This is a genomic window from Porphyrobacter sp. AAP82 (genome assembly GCF_000331285.1).
Classification (GTDB): Bacteria; Pseudomonadota; Alphaproteobacteria; order Sphingomonadales; family Sphingomonadaceae; genus Erythrobacter.
Map to the genome: position 1 here is coordinate 1 of NZ_ANFX01000024.1, position 15,670 is coordinate 15,670.

The following is a 15,670-nucleotide window of genomic DNA, read 5'->3' on the forward strand; positions in this document are numbered from 1 at the left end:
GGCAACGGCGGCGGCAATCGTCGCGGCGGCCGCGGGCGTGGCGGCGGCGGCGGCGGTGGCGGCGGTCGTCCGCGCGCCGCGCAGGGCTGAGCCTTTGCCTGCAACTTTTGGCTGAAATACCGCATTTCCGGCCCCGATGGTTGCCGCCATCGGGGCCTTCGCCCATATGCGCCTGCGACAAAGCGGGAGCGGCGCAATGGCTGACGAATATGATTACGACCTCTTCACCATCGGTGCAGGCTCGGGCGGGGTGCGCGCCAGCCGCGTCGCTGCCGCGCACGGCGCGCGCGTGGCCGTGGCCGAGGAATACCGCGTCGGCGGGACCTGCGTGATCCGCGGCTGCGTGCCCAAGAAGATGCTCGTCTACGGTGCGCATTTTGCCGAGGACCTTGTCGATGCGCAGCATTTCGGCTGGACCATCGAAGGCAAGCGCTTCGACTGGAAGGCGCTGCGCGATCATGTGCAGAACGATGTGACCCGGCTGGAGGGGCTCTATGGCCAGACCCTCGGCAACCACAATGTCACGATCTTCGCCGAGCGCGCGACGATTACCGGCGCGCATGAAATCACGCTGGCGAGCGGCAAGACCGTCACCGCGAAACATATCCTCGTCGCCACCGGTGCGCGCCCGCTGGTGCCGGAATTTCCGGGCAGCGAGCATGTCATCACCTCGAACGAGGCCTTCCACCTCGAAGAACTGCCGCGCCGCATCCTGATTGCGGGCGGAGGCTATATCGCCAATGAATTCGCCGGCATCTTCAACGAATTCGGTTGCAAGGTGACGATCGCCAACCGCTCGGACACGATTTTGCGTTCCTACGATGCGTCCCTGCGCGACCGGCTGCTCCAGATCTCGATGGCGAAGGGCATCGGCTTCCTGTTCAACACCGAATTCGAGAGCATCGCCAGGCAGGATGACGGCACCTTGCTGGTCAAGCTCGCCGGCCAGGACCCTTGCGAATATGACGCGGTGATGGTCGCCACCGGCCGCGTCCCCAATACCCAAGGGCTGGGCCTCGAGACAGTCGGCGTCGCAATCGGCAGCAAGGGCGAGATCGTGGTCGATGCCTTCAGCAAGACGAATGTCGATCACATCTTTGCGGTGGGCGACGTGACCGACCGGGTGCAGCTCACCCCCGTGGCGATCCGCGAGGGCCAGGCCTTTGCCGATAGCGTGTTCGGCCCGGGCGAGCCCTATGCGGTGGACCATTCCTGCGTGCCCTCTGCCGTGTTCAGCCATCCGCCCATCGCCGCGGTGGGCCTGACGGAGAGCGAGGCGCGCAACAGCCTCGGCAATATCAAGGTCTACCAGTCCGACTTCCGGCCGATGAAGAACGTGGTCGCGGGGCGCAACGAGCGCAGCCTCTACAAGATGATCGTCGATGCCGCGAACGACCGGATCGTCGGCATCCACATGATCGGCCCCGAGGCGGCGGAGATCATGCAGGCCGCCGCGATCGCGGTGAAGGCAAAGCTCACCAAGGCGGACTTCGACGCCACGGTCGCCATCCACCCGACCATGGCCGAGGAGCTGGTGCTTTTCAAATAAGTTGCAATGCAAAACCTATCTGCTAAGGGCGGGACATCCGCAAACAGGGGAGGGTTCGCATGACAGGCACGGTTCTGGTGACGGGGGCGACCGGCTACATCGCCGGGGAACTGATCCGGCAATTGCTGGCAAGGGGCTGGACGGTGCACGGCACGGTCCGCAATGTCGGCAGGTCCGAAGGTGCCTTGCGCGTGCGGCTCGGCGATCCCTCGCCCACCGCGTTCCGCCTGTTCGAAGCCGAGCTCATGTCCGATCACGGTTGGGCCGAGGCCGTGGCAGGCTGCACCCATGTCGCCCACGTCGCCTCGCCGATCCCCGCACAGGCGCCGAAGCACGAGGACGATCTCATCATTCCCGCGCGCGAGGGCACCCTGCGCGCGCTGCGCTTCGCGCGCGGCGCGGGCGTTGCCCGCTTCGTCCAGACATCTTCGACCGCGGCGGTGATCTACGGCGTCGACCGCGGCGAACATACCTTCGATGAAAGCCGCTGGACCGACACCAGCCACCCCGACGCCTACCCCTACGTCAAATCCAAGACCATCGCCGAGCGCGCCGCGCGCGAGTGGGTCGCGGCCGAAGGGGGCGATATGGAGTTTGTTTCGGTCAACCCCGGCATGGTCCTGGGCCCGGTCGATAGCGGCGACTTTTCGGCCTCGGTCGAACTGGTGCAGCAATTGCTGTCGGGCGCGATGCCGATGGCGCCGGACCTCGGCTTTCCGATCGTCGACGTGCGCGACATCGCCGCGCTGCATGTGCTGGCGCTGGAGACCCCGGGGCTGGCGGGCGAGCGCTTCCTCGCGGCGGGCAAGTTCCTGACCGCGCTCGAGGTCGCAGCCGTGCTGCGCGCGCGGCTGGGGGACAGGGCGCGCAAGACCCCGACCCGGCCGATGCCCGATTGGGTGGTCAATATCCTCGCCCTGTTCAACCCCGAGGTCCGCGGCATCAAGACCGAGATCGGCAAGGTGCGCCATGTCAATTCGGCGCATGCGCAAGCGCGGCTCGGCTGGACAATGCGCGCGCACGAGGACACCATCGCCGAATGCGGTGAAAGCCTCATCGCGCATGGAGTGGTGAAAGTCTGATGGATGTGAACGGCAAGCAGGTGCTGCTGACCGGCGGCAGCGCAGGGATCGGGCGCGAGATCGCGCGGCAATTGCAGGCCAAGGGCGCGCATGTGCTGCTCACCGGGCGCGATTCCGAACGGCTGGCGGCGATGGCGGCCGAGGGCTTCGAGACCCTTGCCGCCGACCTGTCGAGCGCCGCCGGGGTCGACGCGCTGGTCGCAGCGCTGGGCGAGCGGCCGATCGATATCCTCATCAACAATGCCGGGCTCGGCGTGCCGCATGATGTGAGGAAGACGCTACCCGATCCGGACGCGGCGGATGGGTGCCTCTATGCCAACCTCTCCGCGCCGGTGCGGCTCATCACCGCGCTGCTCCCGCGCCTGCGCGCCCGTCCGCAAGCGGCGATCATCAATGTGACGAGCGGCCTTGCCATCGCGCCCAACACCGCGTCCTCGGTCTATTGCGCGAGCAAGGCGGGCCTCAGGAGCTACACCATGGCCCTGCGCGCCCAGCTGGCGGGCGAGCCGATCCAGGTGATCGAGGCGCTGCCGCCGGTGGTCGACACCCAGATGACCGCCGACCGCAAGGCCGCCAAGATGCCGCCGCAGGAATGCGCCCGCCAGATCATCGCCGCGCTCGAAAAGGGCCACGACGAGGCCAATGTCGGCATGGTCAAGGTGCTGCGGGCGGTCTACTCGCTCTCGCCCGCGCTGGCGCGCAGCGTGATGCGGCGGTTCTAGGCACCGAGCCGCGCCGGCGCGAAGGTCTCGAACGAAAGCCCCGCAGTCGCCGCATCTGCGGGGAAGGGCAGGCCGAGCGCCGCCGCGGCCGCGATCCGCGAGAGCGCAGGCGCGGTCTGAAACCCCGCGCCGCCTTGCCCGGCTACCCAAAAGAACCCGGGCGCGCCCGCCGCCTCGCCGATCACCGGAAGCTCGTCGGCCACGAAGCTTCTGAGGCCCGCCCAGGCGTGGCTGATCCGGCGGATGGCAAGGGTGGTGGCCTGTTCCACCCGGTCGGCGGCGATCGCCTTGTCGAGCTCCTCGGCCGCCGCATCGCAAGGGTCTGACGGGGTCTCGTCCATGTATGACGCGAGCAATTGCCCGCGCCCCTCGGGGAGCAGGTAAAAGCCTTCGCCAACGGTCTTGGTGAAGGGCCAGCGGCCGACATCCTCACCCTCCGGCGCGGGAAAGCTGATGACTGTGCGGCGGCGCGGCTCGATGCCGATGGGAGCTGCGCCTGCGAGGCGCGCGACCTCGTCGGCCCAGGCCCCGGCGGCATTGACGAGGATCGCAGCGGCGTAGGTCTCGCCGCCTGCGGTGACATGCCACGCATCGCCTTCGCGCCGGATGCCGCTCACCCGGCCGCCCGTCACCAGCCGGCCGCTTTGCGCCTTGAGGCTCGCGGCATGGGCCTGCAACATCGCGTGGGTATCGAGCTTCAGCGATCCGTGGTCGATCAGCGCCGCGGCGCAGGCCTCGGGCCTCAGCGCCGGCAGCAGCGCGCGCGCTTCTTCCGGGGAGGCGCGGGTATAGTCGCAGCCGTACCGCCGGTGCACCGCCTCCAGCGCATCGAGCGCCGCGATCTCGCCCGCCGAGGCGATGTGGAGCGCGGCATGGACGCTCCCGTGTTCGGCAAGCTCGCCCATGCTCAGCGCGGTCAGGGTGCGCACCGGCACGTTCCCGAGCCCGTAATGCGCAAAGGCCACCGATCGCCCCGAGGCGTGGTAGCCGGGCGCGCTCTCGCCTTCCAGCACTGTCACCCGCGCATGCGCCGCCATCCGCGCGGCGACCGATAGCCCCGCGATCCCTCCGCCGATCACCAGCACGTCCGCCACCTGCATCATCGCGCCTCCCGCCACTTTTGCCACGTTGACGCTTTGGCCATGCTAAGGCAACGCGTTGCGGCAAGAAACCGGCCCGAGAGAGGAACCCCACGCTTGTCCGCCAACATCGCCGAAATGGAACGCCGCCGCGAAGCCGCCCGCCTTGGCGGCGGGATCAAGCGTATCGAGGCGCAGCACGCCAAGGGCAAGCTCACCGCGCGCGAACGCCTCGACGTGCTGCTCGATGAAGGCAGCTTCGAAGAGATCGACGCCTATGTCGAACACGACTGCGTCGATTTCGGGATGGAGAGCCAGAAGATCCCGGGCGACGGGGTGGTGACCGGCAGCGGCACAATCAACGGCCGGCTGGTGTTCGTCTTCAGCCAGGATTTCACCGTCTTCGGCGGTTCGCTCTCCAAGCGCCACGCCGAGAAAATCTGCAAGATCATGGACATGGCGCTGAAGGTGGGCGCGCCCGTCATCGGCCTCAACGATTCGGGCGGGGCGCGCATCCAGGAAGGCGTGGCGAGCCTCGGCGGCTATGCCGAGGTGTTCCAGAGGAATGTGCTCGCCAGCGGCGTCGTCCCCCAGATCAGCCTCATCATGGGGCCGTGCGCGGGCGGGGCCGTCTACTCGCCCGCGATGACCGACTTCATCTTCATGGTGAAGGATTCAAGCTACATGTTCGTCACCGGCCCCGACGTGGTGAAGACCGTCACCAACGAAGTGGTGACGCAGGAAGAGCTGGGCGGGGCGATCACCCACACCACCAAGACCTCGGTAGCCGACCTCGCCTACGAGAACGATGTCGAGGCGCTGCTCGCCACCCGCCGCTTCTTCGACTTCCTCCCGCTCTCGAACCGCGAGGAAGGGCCGACGCTCCCCACCAGCGACCCGTGGGACCGGCTGGAGAACAGCCTCGACACGCTGATCCCCGACAACGCCAACCAGCCCTACGACATGCACGAGGTGATCACCAAGGTGCTGGACGAGGGCGACTTTTTTGAAATTCAACCCGCGCATGCCGGTAACATCCTGTGCGGTTTCGGCCGGGTGGAGGGCCGCACCGTGGGGGTGGTGGCGAACCAGCCGATGGTGCTGGCGGGCGTGCTCGACATCAATTCCTCCAAGAAGGCCGCGCGCTTCGTGCGCTTCTGCGATGCCTTCGAGATCCCGATCATCACCTTCGTCGACGTCCCCGGCTTCCTCCCCGGCACCGCGCAGGAGCTGGGCGGGATCATCAAGCACGGCGCGAAGCTGCTCTTCGCCTATGCCGAGGCGACCGTGCCCAAGATCACCGTCATCACCCGCAAGGCTTACGGCGGGGCCTATGACGTGATGGCCTCCAAGCACCTGCGCGGCGACTTGAACTACGCGTGGCCCACGGCGGAAATCGCGGTGATGGGCGCGAAGGGCGCGGTGGAGATCATCTTCCGGCAGGAGAAGGACGACCCCGCCAAAATCGCCGAGCGGACCAAGGAATACGAAGACCGCTTCGCCAATCCCTTCGTGGCGGCCCAGCGCGGCTATATCGACGAGGTGATTTATCCGCACTCAACGCGGAAGCGGATCGCGCTGGGGCTAAGGAAGCTGCGGATGAAGCAGTTGGAGAACCCGTGGAAGAAGCATGACAATATTCCGTTATGACAGATGATCGCAGACATTGGGCCCAGTCGAATGCTGATCCGGAACCGGGTGCTCCACCCGGTGTCCGCCCGATCAGTCTGGATGCGATGAATCATTTGGGTGTCGACGGAGAAGGAAATCTCTACTGGATCGACACTAAGATTCTGACGACGAAGAAGGAGTTCCGCCTTAGCTTCTTCCAAGGAGCAGTCGCGCTGGTTACCGCTGTTTCCGCCGCGATTGCCGCTGGCGCAGCGGTCTATTCAAGCTATCTTGAAGCGCTTGCACTTGAAGCGCAGCAACCAACGTCAACGATTTTGGCATCAAGGTGCTTGCCACCCGAAGGAGCGATTTTGCAAGTCGATCCATCTGCCAAGAATGACGGAACTTTCGACTTCACAACTGAGAACTGCATAACTGACAATGCCTATCGCTTTGCAGGCTTGGGTTCGTCTTTCGAAGATGCTGTGGGAGCTGTAACCGGTGCTTGCCGCTGGGAAATCTCATCGCACGTCAAAAGGATGGGCTCATCAGAGGCAGAGTGGCGGGACCGAGCTAGGTTTCGTGTCGCTGAGGCCAGAACGGGCAAATGCCTTACCAAATAGGCAGCCCAAGGGGACAAAGATGAAGCTGGGAAGACTGAACCACATCGGGGTCGCCACGCCCTCCATCGCGGACTCGATCGCGTTCTACCGCGACGTCATGGGCGCGACCAAAATCCACACGCCCTTCGATCTTGAGGAGCAGGGCGTGAAGGTCTGCTTCGTCGACACGCCCGGTGCGGACGGGGCGATGAACGGCACCCAGATCGAGCTGATCGAGCCGCTGGGGGAGAACTCCACGCTCGCAGGCTTCCTCGCCAAGAACCCCTTGGGCGGGCAGCATCACCTGTGCTTCGAAGTGCCCGACATCGCCGAGGCGCGCTCCGCGTTCGAGGCGCTCGGCAAGCGCATCCTCGGCCCCACCCGCATCGGCGCGCACGGCACGCCTATCTTTTTCGTCCATCCCAAGGACATGGGCGGGATGCTTACCGAGATCATGGAGACGCCCAAAGAGGGCACGCATTGGTCGAACTGAACCCCCGGGAGAGAAGAATGTCCTACGAAACCATCCGCGTCGAACGTGACGGCCCGCTGCTCACCATCACCTTGAACCGCCCCGAGCGCCTCAACGCCATGCCGCCGCAGATGGCGGACGAGCTGGGTCAGGCCTTCTACGACCTCGGCGATGCGCGCGCGGTGCTGATCACCGGCGAGGGCAAGGGCTTCTGCTCGGGCGCGGACTTGTCTGCGCGCGGCTCGGGCTCGGCATTGGGCGGCAAGGGCGGCAGCCACGAGGCGCTGATCAATCACTACAACCCCGCGATCAGCCAGCTGATCCGCGCGAGCGTGCCGGTGATCTGCGCGGTCAATGGCCCGGCGGCGGGCGTGGGCTGCTCGCTCGCGCTGGCGGCGGACTTCACCATCGCGGCCAAGAGCGCGTACTTCCTTCAGGCCTTCGTCAACATTGGTCTGGTGCCGGATGGCGGCTCGACCTGGCTGCTCGCCCGCGCCATCGGCCGCGCGCGCGCCACGCGGATGATGATGCTGGGAGAGAAGATTTCCGGCACGCAGGCCGAGGAATGGGGCCTCGTCTATAAGTGCGTCGAGGACGCTGACCTGATGACCGAAGCTCGCGCGCTGGCCGAAAAGCTCGCGAACGGGCCGACCATCGCCTACGCCACGATGAAGCGCAACATTGCCACCGCGCTCGACCAGAACCTGCAAATGGTGCTGCTCGCCGAGGCCGAGGGCCAGCGCATCGCGGGCGCCACCAAGGACGCGATGGAAGGCGGGATGGCCTTCCTCCAGAAGCGGAAAGCGGAGTTCAAGGGGGAGTAAAGGGCCCGTCATCCCCGCGAGAGGCGGGGATCCAGCGCCCTCTCCCGCGCGTTACCCGAACAAGCTGGACCCCCGCCTTTGCGGGGGTGACAATCTAGGCACAGACATGACCGACAAACCGACGCTCGAAGACTGGAACGCCCTCGCCGCCAAGGAGGTGAAGGGCCGCGACCTGACCTGGCAAACGCCCGAAGGTTTCGCGATCAAGCCGCTTTATACGGCTGAGGATCACGCTGGCTTCGATCCCGGCCTTCCCGGTTTTGCGCCCTTCACGCGCGGGGTGAAAGCCTCGATGTATGCGGGCCGACCTTGGACCATCCGCCAATATGCGGGCTTCTCGACCGCCGAGGAATCGAACGCCTTCTACCGCCGCAACCTCGCGATGGGGCAGAAGGGCCTGTCGGTCGCCTTCGATCTTGCCACCCACCGCGGGTATGACAGCGATCATCCGCGCGTTGTCGGCGATGTCGGCAAGGCGGGGGTGGCGATCGATACGGTTGCGGACATGGAGATCCTGTTCGATCAGATCCCGCTCGATTCCATGAGCGTTTCCATGACGATGAACGGCGCGGTGATCCCGGTGCTGGCCTTCTTCATCGTCGCCGCCGAGCGTCAGGGGGTGAGCCAGGAGAAGCTCGACGGGACCATCCAGAACGACATCCTCAAGGAGTTCATGGTCCGCAACACCTATATCTACCCGCCCGAACCTTCGATGCGGATCATCTCGGACATCATCGCATATACCTCGGCCAACATGCCGAAGTTCAACTCGATTTCCATCAGCGGCTACCATATGCACGAGGCCGGTGCGACGGCGGTGCAGGAGCTCGCCTTTACCATTGCCGACGGCAAGGAATATGCCCAGCGCGCGATGGCGGCAGGGCTCGATATCGACGCCTTTGCCGGGCGCCTCAGCTTCTTCTTCGGCATCGGCATGAACTTCTTCATGGAGATCGCCAAGCTGCGCGCCGCGCGCACCTTGTGGTGGCGGGTGATGGACGGGCTCGGCGCCAAGGACGAACGCTCCAAGATGCTGCGCACCCACTGCCAGACCTCCGGCGTCTCCCTGCAAGAACAAGACCCCTACAACAACGTCATCCGCACCACGGTGGAAGCGATGGCGGCGGTGCTGGGCGGCACGCAGTCGCTGCACACCAATGCTTTGGACGAAGCCATCGCGCTTCCCACCGATTTCTCCGCCCGCATCGCCCGCAACACCCAGCTGGTGCTGCAAGAGGAAAGCGGGATCACCTCGGTCGTCGATCCGCTCGGCGGCTCGCACTATATCGAGGCGCTGACCGCGACGCTGGTGGACGAGGCGTGGAAGCTGATCGAGGAAGTGGATGCAGCGGGCGGCATGACCGCCTTCGTCGCCACCGGCGCCCCCAAGGCCGCGATCGAGCGCGCGGCGGCGGAAAAGCAGACCAAGGTTGATAAAGCCGAGACCGTCATCGTCGGCGTCAACAAGTACCGCAAGGAAAGCGAAGACGCGCTCGAGACTCTTGAGGTCGACAACCAGAAGGTGCGCGCAGGCCAGATCGCCCGCCTCGCAAAGGTGCGCGAAGGCCGGAACGAGGCCGCCTGCCGTGCGGCGCTCGCGGCGCTGACCGAGGGCTGCAAGAGCGGCGCGAACCTGCTGGCGCTGGCGGTCGAGGCCGCACGCCATGACGCAACCCTCGGCGAGATTTCCTCGGCGATGGAAGAGGTTTTCGGCCGCCACGATGCCACCCCCGCGCCGGTCAGCGGCGTCTACAGATCCGCCTATGAATTTGACCGCCGCTGGGCGCAGGTGACCGACGGCGTCGAAGCCGTGGGCCGCCGCCTCGGGCGCGCGCCCCGCATCATGATCGCCAAGATGGGGCAGGATGGGCATGATCGCGGCGCGAATGTGATCGCGAGCGCCTTTGCCGATATGGGCTTCGATGTGGTGAGCGGTCCGCTGTTCCAGACGCCTGAGGAATCCGCCGCGATGGCGCTGGAGAGAGACGTCGATGTGGTCGGCGCATCGTCACTGGCAGCAGGCCACAAGACCCTGATCCCCGAACTGATCCGCCTCCTGCGCGAGGCGGGGCGCGGGGATATCAAGGTGACGGCAGGCGGCGTCATCCCCCCGCAGGACTACGACTTCCTGCGCGAGGCGGGGGTGCAGGGGATCTACGGGCCGGGCTCCAATGTGGTGGAATGCGCGGCGGATATTCTGGTGCTGCTCGGCCACAACATGCCGCCCTTGGGCGAAGGGCTGGACGAGGCGGCGGAGTAGGCGCTACTCGCGCAGGGAAAGCTTCTTTCCGGCAGGCCTTCTTGCGCTACATCACGCCACCAACTTGAGAAGGACGGACATGAGCATCTGCATCAAGGGCAAGCGGCTTGTGGTCTCCCTGCATATGGCAGTTCTCCTGTCAGCAGCATTCTCCGGAGGCACCGTGCAGGCCGATGAGGCGACCGCGCCGGCAGTCATTGTGCGCACCGTCAGCGATCTCGACGACCCCGAAGCGATCCGCCCCGTGCGGCCCCTTGCCCTCGATACCTGGCTCAAGCCCGACGATTTCCCGGCGGCGACTTTCACGCCGGGCAAGCAGAGCGGGCTCAACCTCAAGCTGCTTGTCGATGTGGCGGGCAGGGTGACCGGATGCACCAATTACGGTCCCGAAACCGAGCTTTCTGCGCGCGCCTGCGCGCTGATAGCGGAGCGCGCGCGTTTCGTTCATGCCATCGATGCCAAGGGCACGCCAAAGCCGAGCGAGCGGGTGATGGTCGTGTTTTTCTACGGCACCGCGCCGGCGGCTAATCTGCCCCCGCCTCCCGCGCCGCCGCCGCCCGGGTGGCGGAACACGCGTCCTGTGCTGAAGGATCCAGCGGTGTTGCAACTCTCGGCCGAGGCGCAGTCGCCGGGCGCGCCTGCACCGCGCGTGTCGGTAGCGGTCAGCGAAAAGGGCCGGGTGACCCGCTGCCGGATACTCCAGACAACCGACAATGATCCGGGCGATGTCGCGCTGTGCCGCCGGATCGGGGCCGCGCGCTTCGAGCCGGCACGAGACCCCGAAGGGCGCAAGGTGGCGGCCCCATCGCTTGTCCTGACCTTCAAGGTCGCGCCATAAGGCACCGGACGACCGGCGAATACCGGCGTCGCATTCAGAGAAAGCGAAAGCAGCAAATGACCCACCCCCGCACCGACTGGACCCGCGCCGAAATTGCGGCCCTCTTCGACCTGCCCTTCACCGAGCTGCTGTTTCAGGCCGCCAGCGTCCATCGCGCCTGGCACCCCGCGACCGAAGTCCAGCTGTGCACCCTGCTCAGCATCAAGACCGGCGGGTGCCCCGAGGATTGCGGCTATTGCTCGCAGTCGGTGCATGCCGACTCCGGCGTCGAGGCCACCAAGCTGATGGACGTGCAGGCCGTGCTCCAGCGCGCGGCGCAGGCGAAGGATGCGGGCTCGCAGCGGTTCTGCATGGGCGCCGCGTGGCGCAATCCCAAGGACCGCGACATGCCCGCGATCGTGGAGATCGTGAAGGGCGTGGCTGCCATGGGGCTGGAGACCTGCATGACGCTGGGGATGCTCGAACCGCATCAGGCAGCACAGCTCGCGGACGCCGGCCTCGATTACTACAACCACAATATCGACAGCAGCCCTGAATATTACGAGCGGGTGATCTCGACCCGCGATTTCCAGTGCCGCTTGGATACCCTCGATCACGTCCGCAAGGCCGGGATCAACGTGTGCTCCGGCGGGATCGTCGGCATGGGCGAGACGCGCGAGGACCGGGTGGGTTTTGTGCATACGCTCGCGACCCTGCCGCAGCACCCGGAGAGCGTGCCGGTCAATGCGCTGGTGCCGGTCAAGGGGACGGTGCTCGGCAACATGCTGGCCGATACGCCGCTCGCCAAGATCGACGATATCGAGTTCGTCCGCACGGTTGCCGCGGCGCGCATCACCATGCCGCGTTCGATGGTGCGGCTATCGGCCGGGCGCGAGTCGATGAGTGAAGCCACGCAAGCCCTGTGCTTCCTTGCGGGCGCGAATTCGATCTTCACCGGCGACAAGCTGCTGACCGCGCCCAATGCGGGCGACGACAAGGACGGCGCGCTGTTTGCCAAGCTCGGCCTCACCGCATTGAAGGGCGAGGAACCCGCACGGGCCTGCAAGGCGGCGGTGTGAGCCTTTCGCCCCTCCCGTCACCCCGGCGCAGGCCGGGGCCCAGTGACGCGGAGTGCAATGGCTGCCGCTCTGGGTCCCGGCCTGCGCCGGGATGACGAGGTGAGTTTATGCGGGCACGCCTGATCCTTCTCCCGCTGATTGCTCTTGCTGGCATGGCGCGCGCGGAGCCAACCCCGCAGCCGCTGACGATCGGCGAGACCGTGACGCTCGAAGCGCTCGGGGCGGCGCGTGCGGTCAACATCGTCCTGCCCCCCGATTACGCCACTGACCCCGAGAAACGCTGGCCGGTGATCTACCAGCTCGACGGCGCTTTAACGCAAGACCTGATGATGGGCGCAGGTCTCATGCGCTGGGGGGCGCTGTGGGGGCGCAGTGCGGATGCGATTGTCGTGGGGATCGAGACGAGGGACCGCCAGCGCGAGTTGCTCCCCGCGACGAAGGACTCCGCCGAGGCCAAGCGCTGGCCCACGGCGGGTGACAGCGCCGCCTTCCGCGCGTGGCTGGCGGGCACCGTCAAGCCGCTCGTCGAGACCCGCTACCGCACCGATGGCCGCGCCTTCCTCGTCGGCGAAAGCGCGGCGGGGCACTTCGTGGTCGAGACCTGGGAAGAGGCACCGCAGCTCTTCACCGGCTACGCCGCGATCAGCCCGATCCTGCAATGGGACTTCGAGGCTTTGAGCCGCAAGCCTTTGGGCGAGGGCCCGCGCCCCCCGCTCTACCTCAGCCTCGCCGACGAGGGCGGGGCGACGGAGAGCGGCATGATGCGGCTGCTCGCAAGCCTGCCGCCCAGCCAGCCCTTCTGCTTCTCCGACCGCCGCAGCGAGCTGCACCATTCGACCGCGCTCCACGGACTCTTGCCCGAAGCGCTGCAATATCTGATGCCGACCAAGGCGGATTGGCTGGAGGAATTCGGGATGGTGCTCAGATGCGAAAAGCGGGGCGGGCAGGGGTGATGGTCTCGCGCGCCTTCGAACTGCTTGCCAAGCTGATCGGACGCGCGGCAGCGCAGGTCGTATGCTTCATGCTGCTCTGGGGCTTCATCGGACTTTGCGTGCGGCTCTATGGATGGATCGACAGCATCGTCCCCGGCGGGATCGATCCGGTGCCGGCGGGGATGTTCGGCTTTGCCGCATTCGCTGCTTTCGCGAGCTGGCGGCTTATCCGCAACGCAAGGCTGGACGACTGACGCCCCAAATCCGCTAGCTTGCAGCAGCGCCGATCCCTCGGCATAGCCGCTGACGCAAAGACCGCCCCTTGGAGAGAGGCCCAACCCTTGTTCTCGAAAATCCTGATTGCCAACCGCGGCGAAATCGCCTGCCGGGTCATCACCACCGCCCGGAAAATGGGGATCAAGACCGTTGCGGTCTATTCCGATGCCGATGCCCGCGCGCCCTTCGTCGCGATGGCTGACGAGGCGGTGCATATCGGGCCCTCACCTGCGGCAGAATCCTACCTGATCGCCGATAAGATCATCGCCGCGTGCAAGCAGACTGGCGCGGAAGCGGTGCACCCCGGCTACGGGTTCCTCTCCGAACGCACTTCCTTTGCCGAGGCGTTGGCGAAGGAGAACATCGCCTTCATCGGCCCGCCGGTCGGCGCAATCGCCGCCATGGGCGACAAGATTGAGTCGAAAAAACTCGCCAAGGAGGCGGGCGTCAATGTCGTCCCCGGCTTTGTCGGCGAGATCGAGGACACCGAACACGCGGTCCGCATCTCGAACGAGATCGGCTATCCGGTGATGATGAAGGCCAGCGCCGGCGGCGGGGGCAAGGGGATGCGCCTCGCCTATACCGAGGCCGACGTGCGCGAGGGCTTCGAAAGCGTGAAGCGCGAAGGGCTCAACTCCTTCGGCGATGACCGCGTGTTCATCGAGAAGTTCATCTTGAACCCGCGCCACATCGAGATCCAGATCCTCGGCGACCAGCACGGCAACATCCTCTACCTGAACGAGCGCGAATGCTCGATCCAGCGGCGCCACCAGAAGGTGGTCGAAGAAGCGCCGTCGCCGTTCGTCACGCCCGCCATGCGCAAGGCGATGGGCGAGCAATGCGTCGCCCTTTCGCGCGCGGTGGGATATTATTCGGCAGGCACCGTGGAGCTGATCGTCAGCGGGGCGGACCCGACGGGGGAGAGCTTCTACTTCCTCGAAATGAACACGAGGCTTCAGGTCGAACACCCCGTCACCGAAGCGATCACCGGTATCGACCTGGTTGAACAGATGATCCGCGTCGCGGCGGGCGAGAAGCTCAGCCTGACGCAGGACGATATCGGGATCGACGGCTGGGCGATCGAAAACCGCGTTTATGCCGAAGACCCCTATCGCGGCTTCCTGCCTTCGACCGGGCGGCTGGTGCATTACCAACCCCCGCTCGCCGGATGGAGCGAGGACGAGGCGGTCGCGGGCAAGGCGCGCCGGGGCGTGGCGCGCGGGAACGGCTCGGTGCGGGTCGATGACGGCGTCTATGAAGGCGGCGAGGTCTCGCGCTTCTATGACCCGATGATCGCCAAGCTCATCACCTGGGCTCCGACCCGCGACGAGGCCGCCGATCTCCAGATCGAAGCGCTCGACCGGTTCCGCATCAAGGGCCTCGGCCACAACGTCGATTTCCTCTCCGCGATCATGCAGCACCCGCGCTTCCGCTCGGGCGAGCTGACGACGGGCTTCATCGCCGAGGAATATCCGGAGGGCTTCCACGGCGCGGCGACGTCGGACGAGGTGAAGCGCCTGCTTGCGGCAGTCTGCGCGGGCAACGAGTTCACCCTCCAAAACCGCGCGCGGCGCATCTCCGGCCAACTCGATGGCGACGACGGGCGCATCGGCGTGCTCCGGACCACCACCGAATGGCTGGTCAAGCTCGGGGACGAGCGCTTCCAAGTCACGCTCGGCGAGGGCCACGCGGTGGTCGACGGCGTTATGGTCGAAGGTATGTGCACCTGGCAGCCGGGCATGGTGCAAGCCGAAGCGACCGACGGGAAGGGGCTGCATCTTGGCCTGATCGTCGAGCGGCAGGGCAACCAGTGGAAGGTCACGACGCGCGGCGCGCAGCACACCGCGCTGGTCATCCCGCAGCGGCTGGCACGACACGAATCGCTGATGCTCGAAAAGGTCCCGCCCGATCTCTCGCGCCTGCTGATCTGCCCGATGCCCGGGATGCTGGTGAAGCTCCACGTCGCGGAAGGCGAGACGGTGCAGCCCGGCCAGCCGCTGGCGACGGTGGAAGCGATGAAAATGGAAAACATCCTGCGCGCCGAAAAGGAAGGCGTCATCGCCAAGATCAACGCCACCGAGGGCGAGAGCCTGGCGGTCGACGCGGTGATCCTCGAACTGGAGTGAACTGGCCCGCGCGCTGCTGACCGCGCGCGGGTTTTTGACCGATTTGCGTCAAACCGGCGCAAAGCTGCGCTTTGCAGCAAGATCATTGCAAAATCTGTTGTAGTTTTGCGTCAGATTAATGATTTCCGACAGAAAATTTGCGCCTGCTCTGTCCTACAAGCCAGTCCGTGAGAAACGTATCCTTGCCGATTCGCGGCATTCCGCCGCGTGAGGGATTGAATCTCAGTGGGAGGATTTGA

14 protein-coding genes are annotated in these 15,670 nt (G+C 65.9%); 13 read left to right on the forward strand and 1 reads right to left on the reverse strand.

Annotated features, from left to right (window positions below; all coding sequences use genetic code 11):
- Window positions 1-196: 196 nt before the first annotated feature.
- The 3 genes from gorA to D620_RS0107515 are packed head-to-tail and all read left to right on the forward strand — an operon-like array spanning window position 197 to window position 3,353.
- The gene (gorA, locus tag D620_RS0107505) at window positions 197-1,549 is read left to right on the forward strand and encodes a glutathione-disulfide reductase (RefSeq protein ID WP_026092029.1); all 1,353 of its coding nucleotides are present in this window, start codon (window positions 197-199) and stop codon (window positions 1,547-1,549) included.
- A 59-nt stretch (window positions 1,550-1,608) separates the two neighbouring features.
- Window positions 1,609-2,631, forward strand: a complete 1,023-nt coding sequence (locus D620_RS0107510; RefSeq protein ID WP_017665184.1) for an NAD-dependent epimerase/dehydratase family protein — start codon at window positions 1,609-1,611, stop codon at window positions 2,629-2,631.
- The gene (locus D620_RS0107515) at window positions 2,631-3,353 is read left to right on the forward strand and encodes an SDR family oxidoreductase (protein WP_017665185.1); all 723 of its coding nucleotides are present in this window, start codon (window positions 2,631-2,633) and stop codon (window positions 3,351-3,353) included. The genes D620_RS0107510 and D620_RS0107515 overlap by 1 nt, the downstream gene beginning before the upstream one ends.
- Here the strand turns inward: D620_RS0107515 and D620_RS0107520 are convergent.
- Entirely contained in the window at window positions 3,350-4,480 is a 1,131-nt protein-coding gene (locus tag D620_RS0107520; protein WP_233992023.1) for an NAD(P)/FAD-dependent oxidoreductase, read from the reverse strand. The genes D620_RS0107515 and D620_RS0107520 overlap by 4 nt on opposite strands.
- A gap of 69 nt (window positions 4,481-4,549) precedes the next feature.
- Between D620_RS0107520 and D620_RS0107525 the strand changes: the two genes are divergently transcribed.
- From D620_RS0107525 to D620_RS0107565, 10 genes are all read left to right on the forward strand, one after another.
- Window positions 4,550-6,082 (forward strand): acyl-CoA carboxylase subunit beta, encoded by a 1,533-nt coding sequence (locus tag D620_RS0107525; RefSeq protein ID WP_017665187.1) that lies wholly within the window; start codon window positions 4,550-4,552, stop codon window positions 6,080-6,082.
- A complete protein-coding gene (locus tag D620_RS16370; RefSeq protein WP_155800069.1) occupies window positions 6,079-6,666 on the forward strand; it encodes a hypothetical protein in 588 nt (195 codons plus the stop codon). Before D620_RS0107525 ends, D620_RS16370 begins: the two co-directional genes overlap by 4 nt.
- 19 nt (window positions 6,667-6,685) lie before the next feature.
- Entirely contained in the window at window positions 6,686-7,138 is a 453-nt protein-coding gene (mce, locus tag D620_RS0107530) for a methylmalonyl-CoA epimerase (RefSeq protein WP_017665188.1), read from the forward strand.
- 17 nt (window positions 7,139-7,155) lie between these two features.
- Window positions 7,156-7,941: an enoyl-CoA hydratase-related protein gene (locus D620_RS0107535; protein WP_017665189.1), complete on the forward strand. Its 786-nt coding sequence runs from the start codon at window positions 7,156-7,158 to the stop codon at window positions 7,939-7,941.
- A gap of 106 nt (window positions 7,942-8,047) precedes the next feature.
- Window positions 8,048-10,201, forward strand: a complete 2,154-nt coding sequence (scpA, locus tag D620_RS0107540; RefSeq protein WP_017665190.1) for a methylmalonyl-CoA mutase — start codon at window positions 8,048-8,050, stop codon at window positions 10,199-10,201.
- 79 nt (window positions 10,202-10,280) lie between these two features.
- Window positions 10,281-11,039: a hypothetical protein gene (locus D620_RS0107545; RefSeq protein ID WP_017665191.1), complete on the forward strand. Its 759-nt coding sequence runs from the start codon at window positions 10,281-10,283 to the stop codon at window positions 11,037-11,039.
- A 56-nt stretch (window positions 11,040-11,095) separates the two neighbouring features.
- A complete protein-coding gene (gene bioB, locus D620_RS0107550) occupies window positions 11,096-12,097 on the forward strand; it encodes a biotin synthase BioB (RefSeq protein ID WP_017665192.1) in 1,002 nt (333 codons plus the stop codon).
- 152 nt (window positions 12,098-12,249) lie between these two features.
- The gene (locus D620_RS0107555; protein WP_017665193.1) at window positions 12,250-13,050 is read left to right on the forward strand and encodes an alpha/beta hydrolase; all 801 of its coding nucleotides are present in this window, start codon (window positions 12,250-12,252) and stop codon (window positions 13,048-13,050) included.
- Window positions 13,050-13,283, forward strand: a complete 234-nt coding sequence (locus D620_RS0107560; protein WP_017665194.1) for a hypothetical protein — start codon at window positions 13,050-13,052, stop codon at window positions 13,281-13,283. The genes D620_RS0107555 and D620_RS0107560 overlap by 1 nt, the downstream gene beginning before the upstream one ends.
- A gap of 87 nt (window positions 13,284-13,370) precedes the next feature.
- Complete coding sequence (locus tag D620_RS0107565; RefSeq protein WP_017665195.1) at window positions 13,371-15,431, forward strand: acetyl-CoA carboxylase biotin carboxylase subunit; 2,061 nt, start codon at window positions 13,371-13,373, stop codon at window positions 15,429-15,431.
- The last annotated feature ends 239 nt before the right edge of the window (window positions 15,432-15,670 follow it).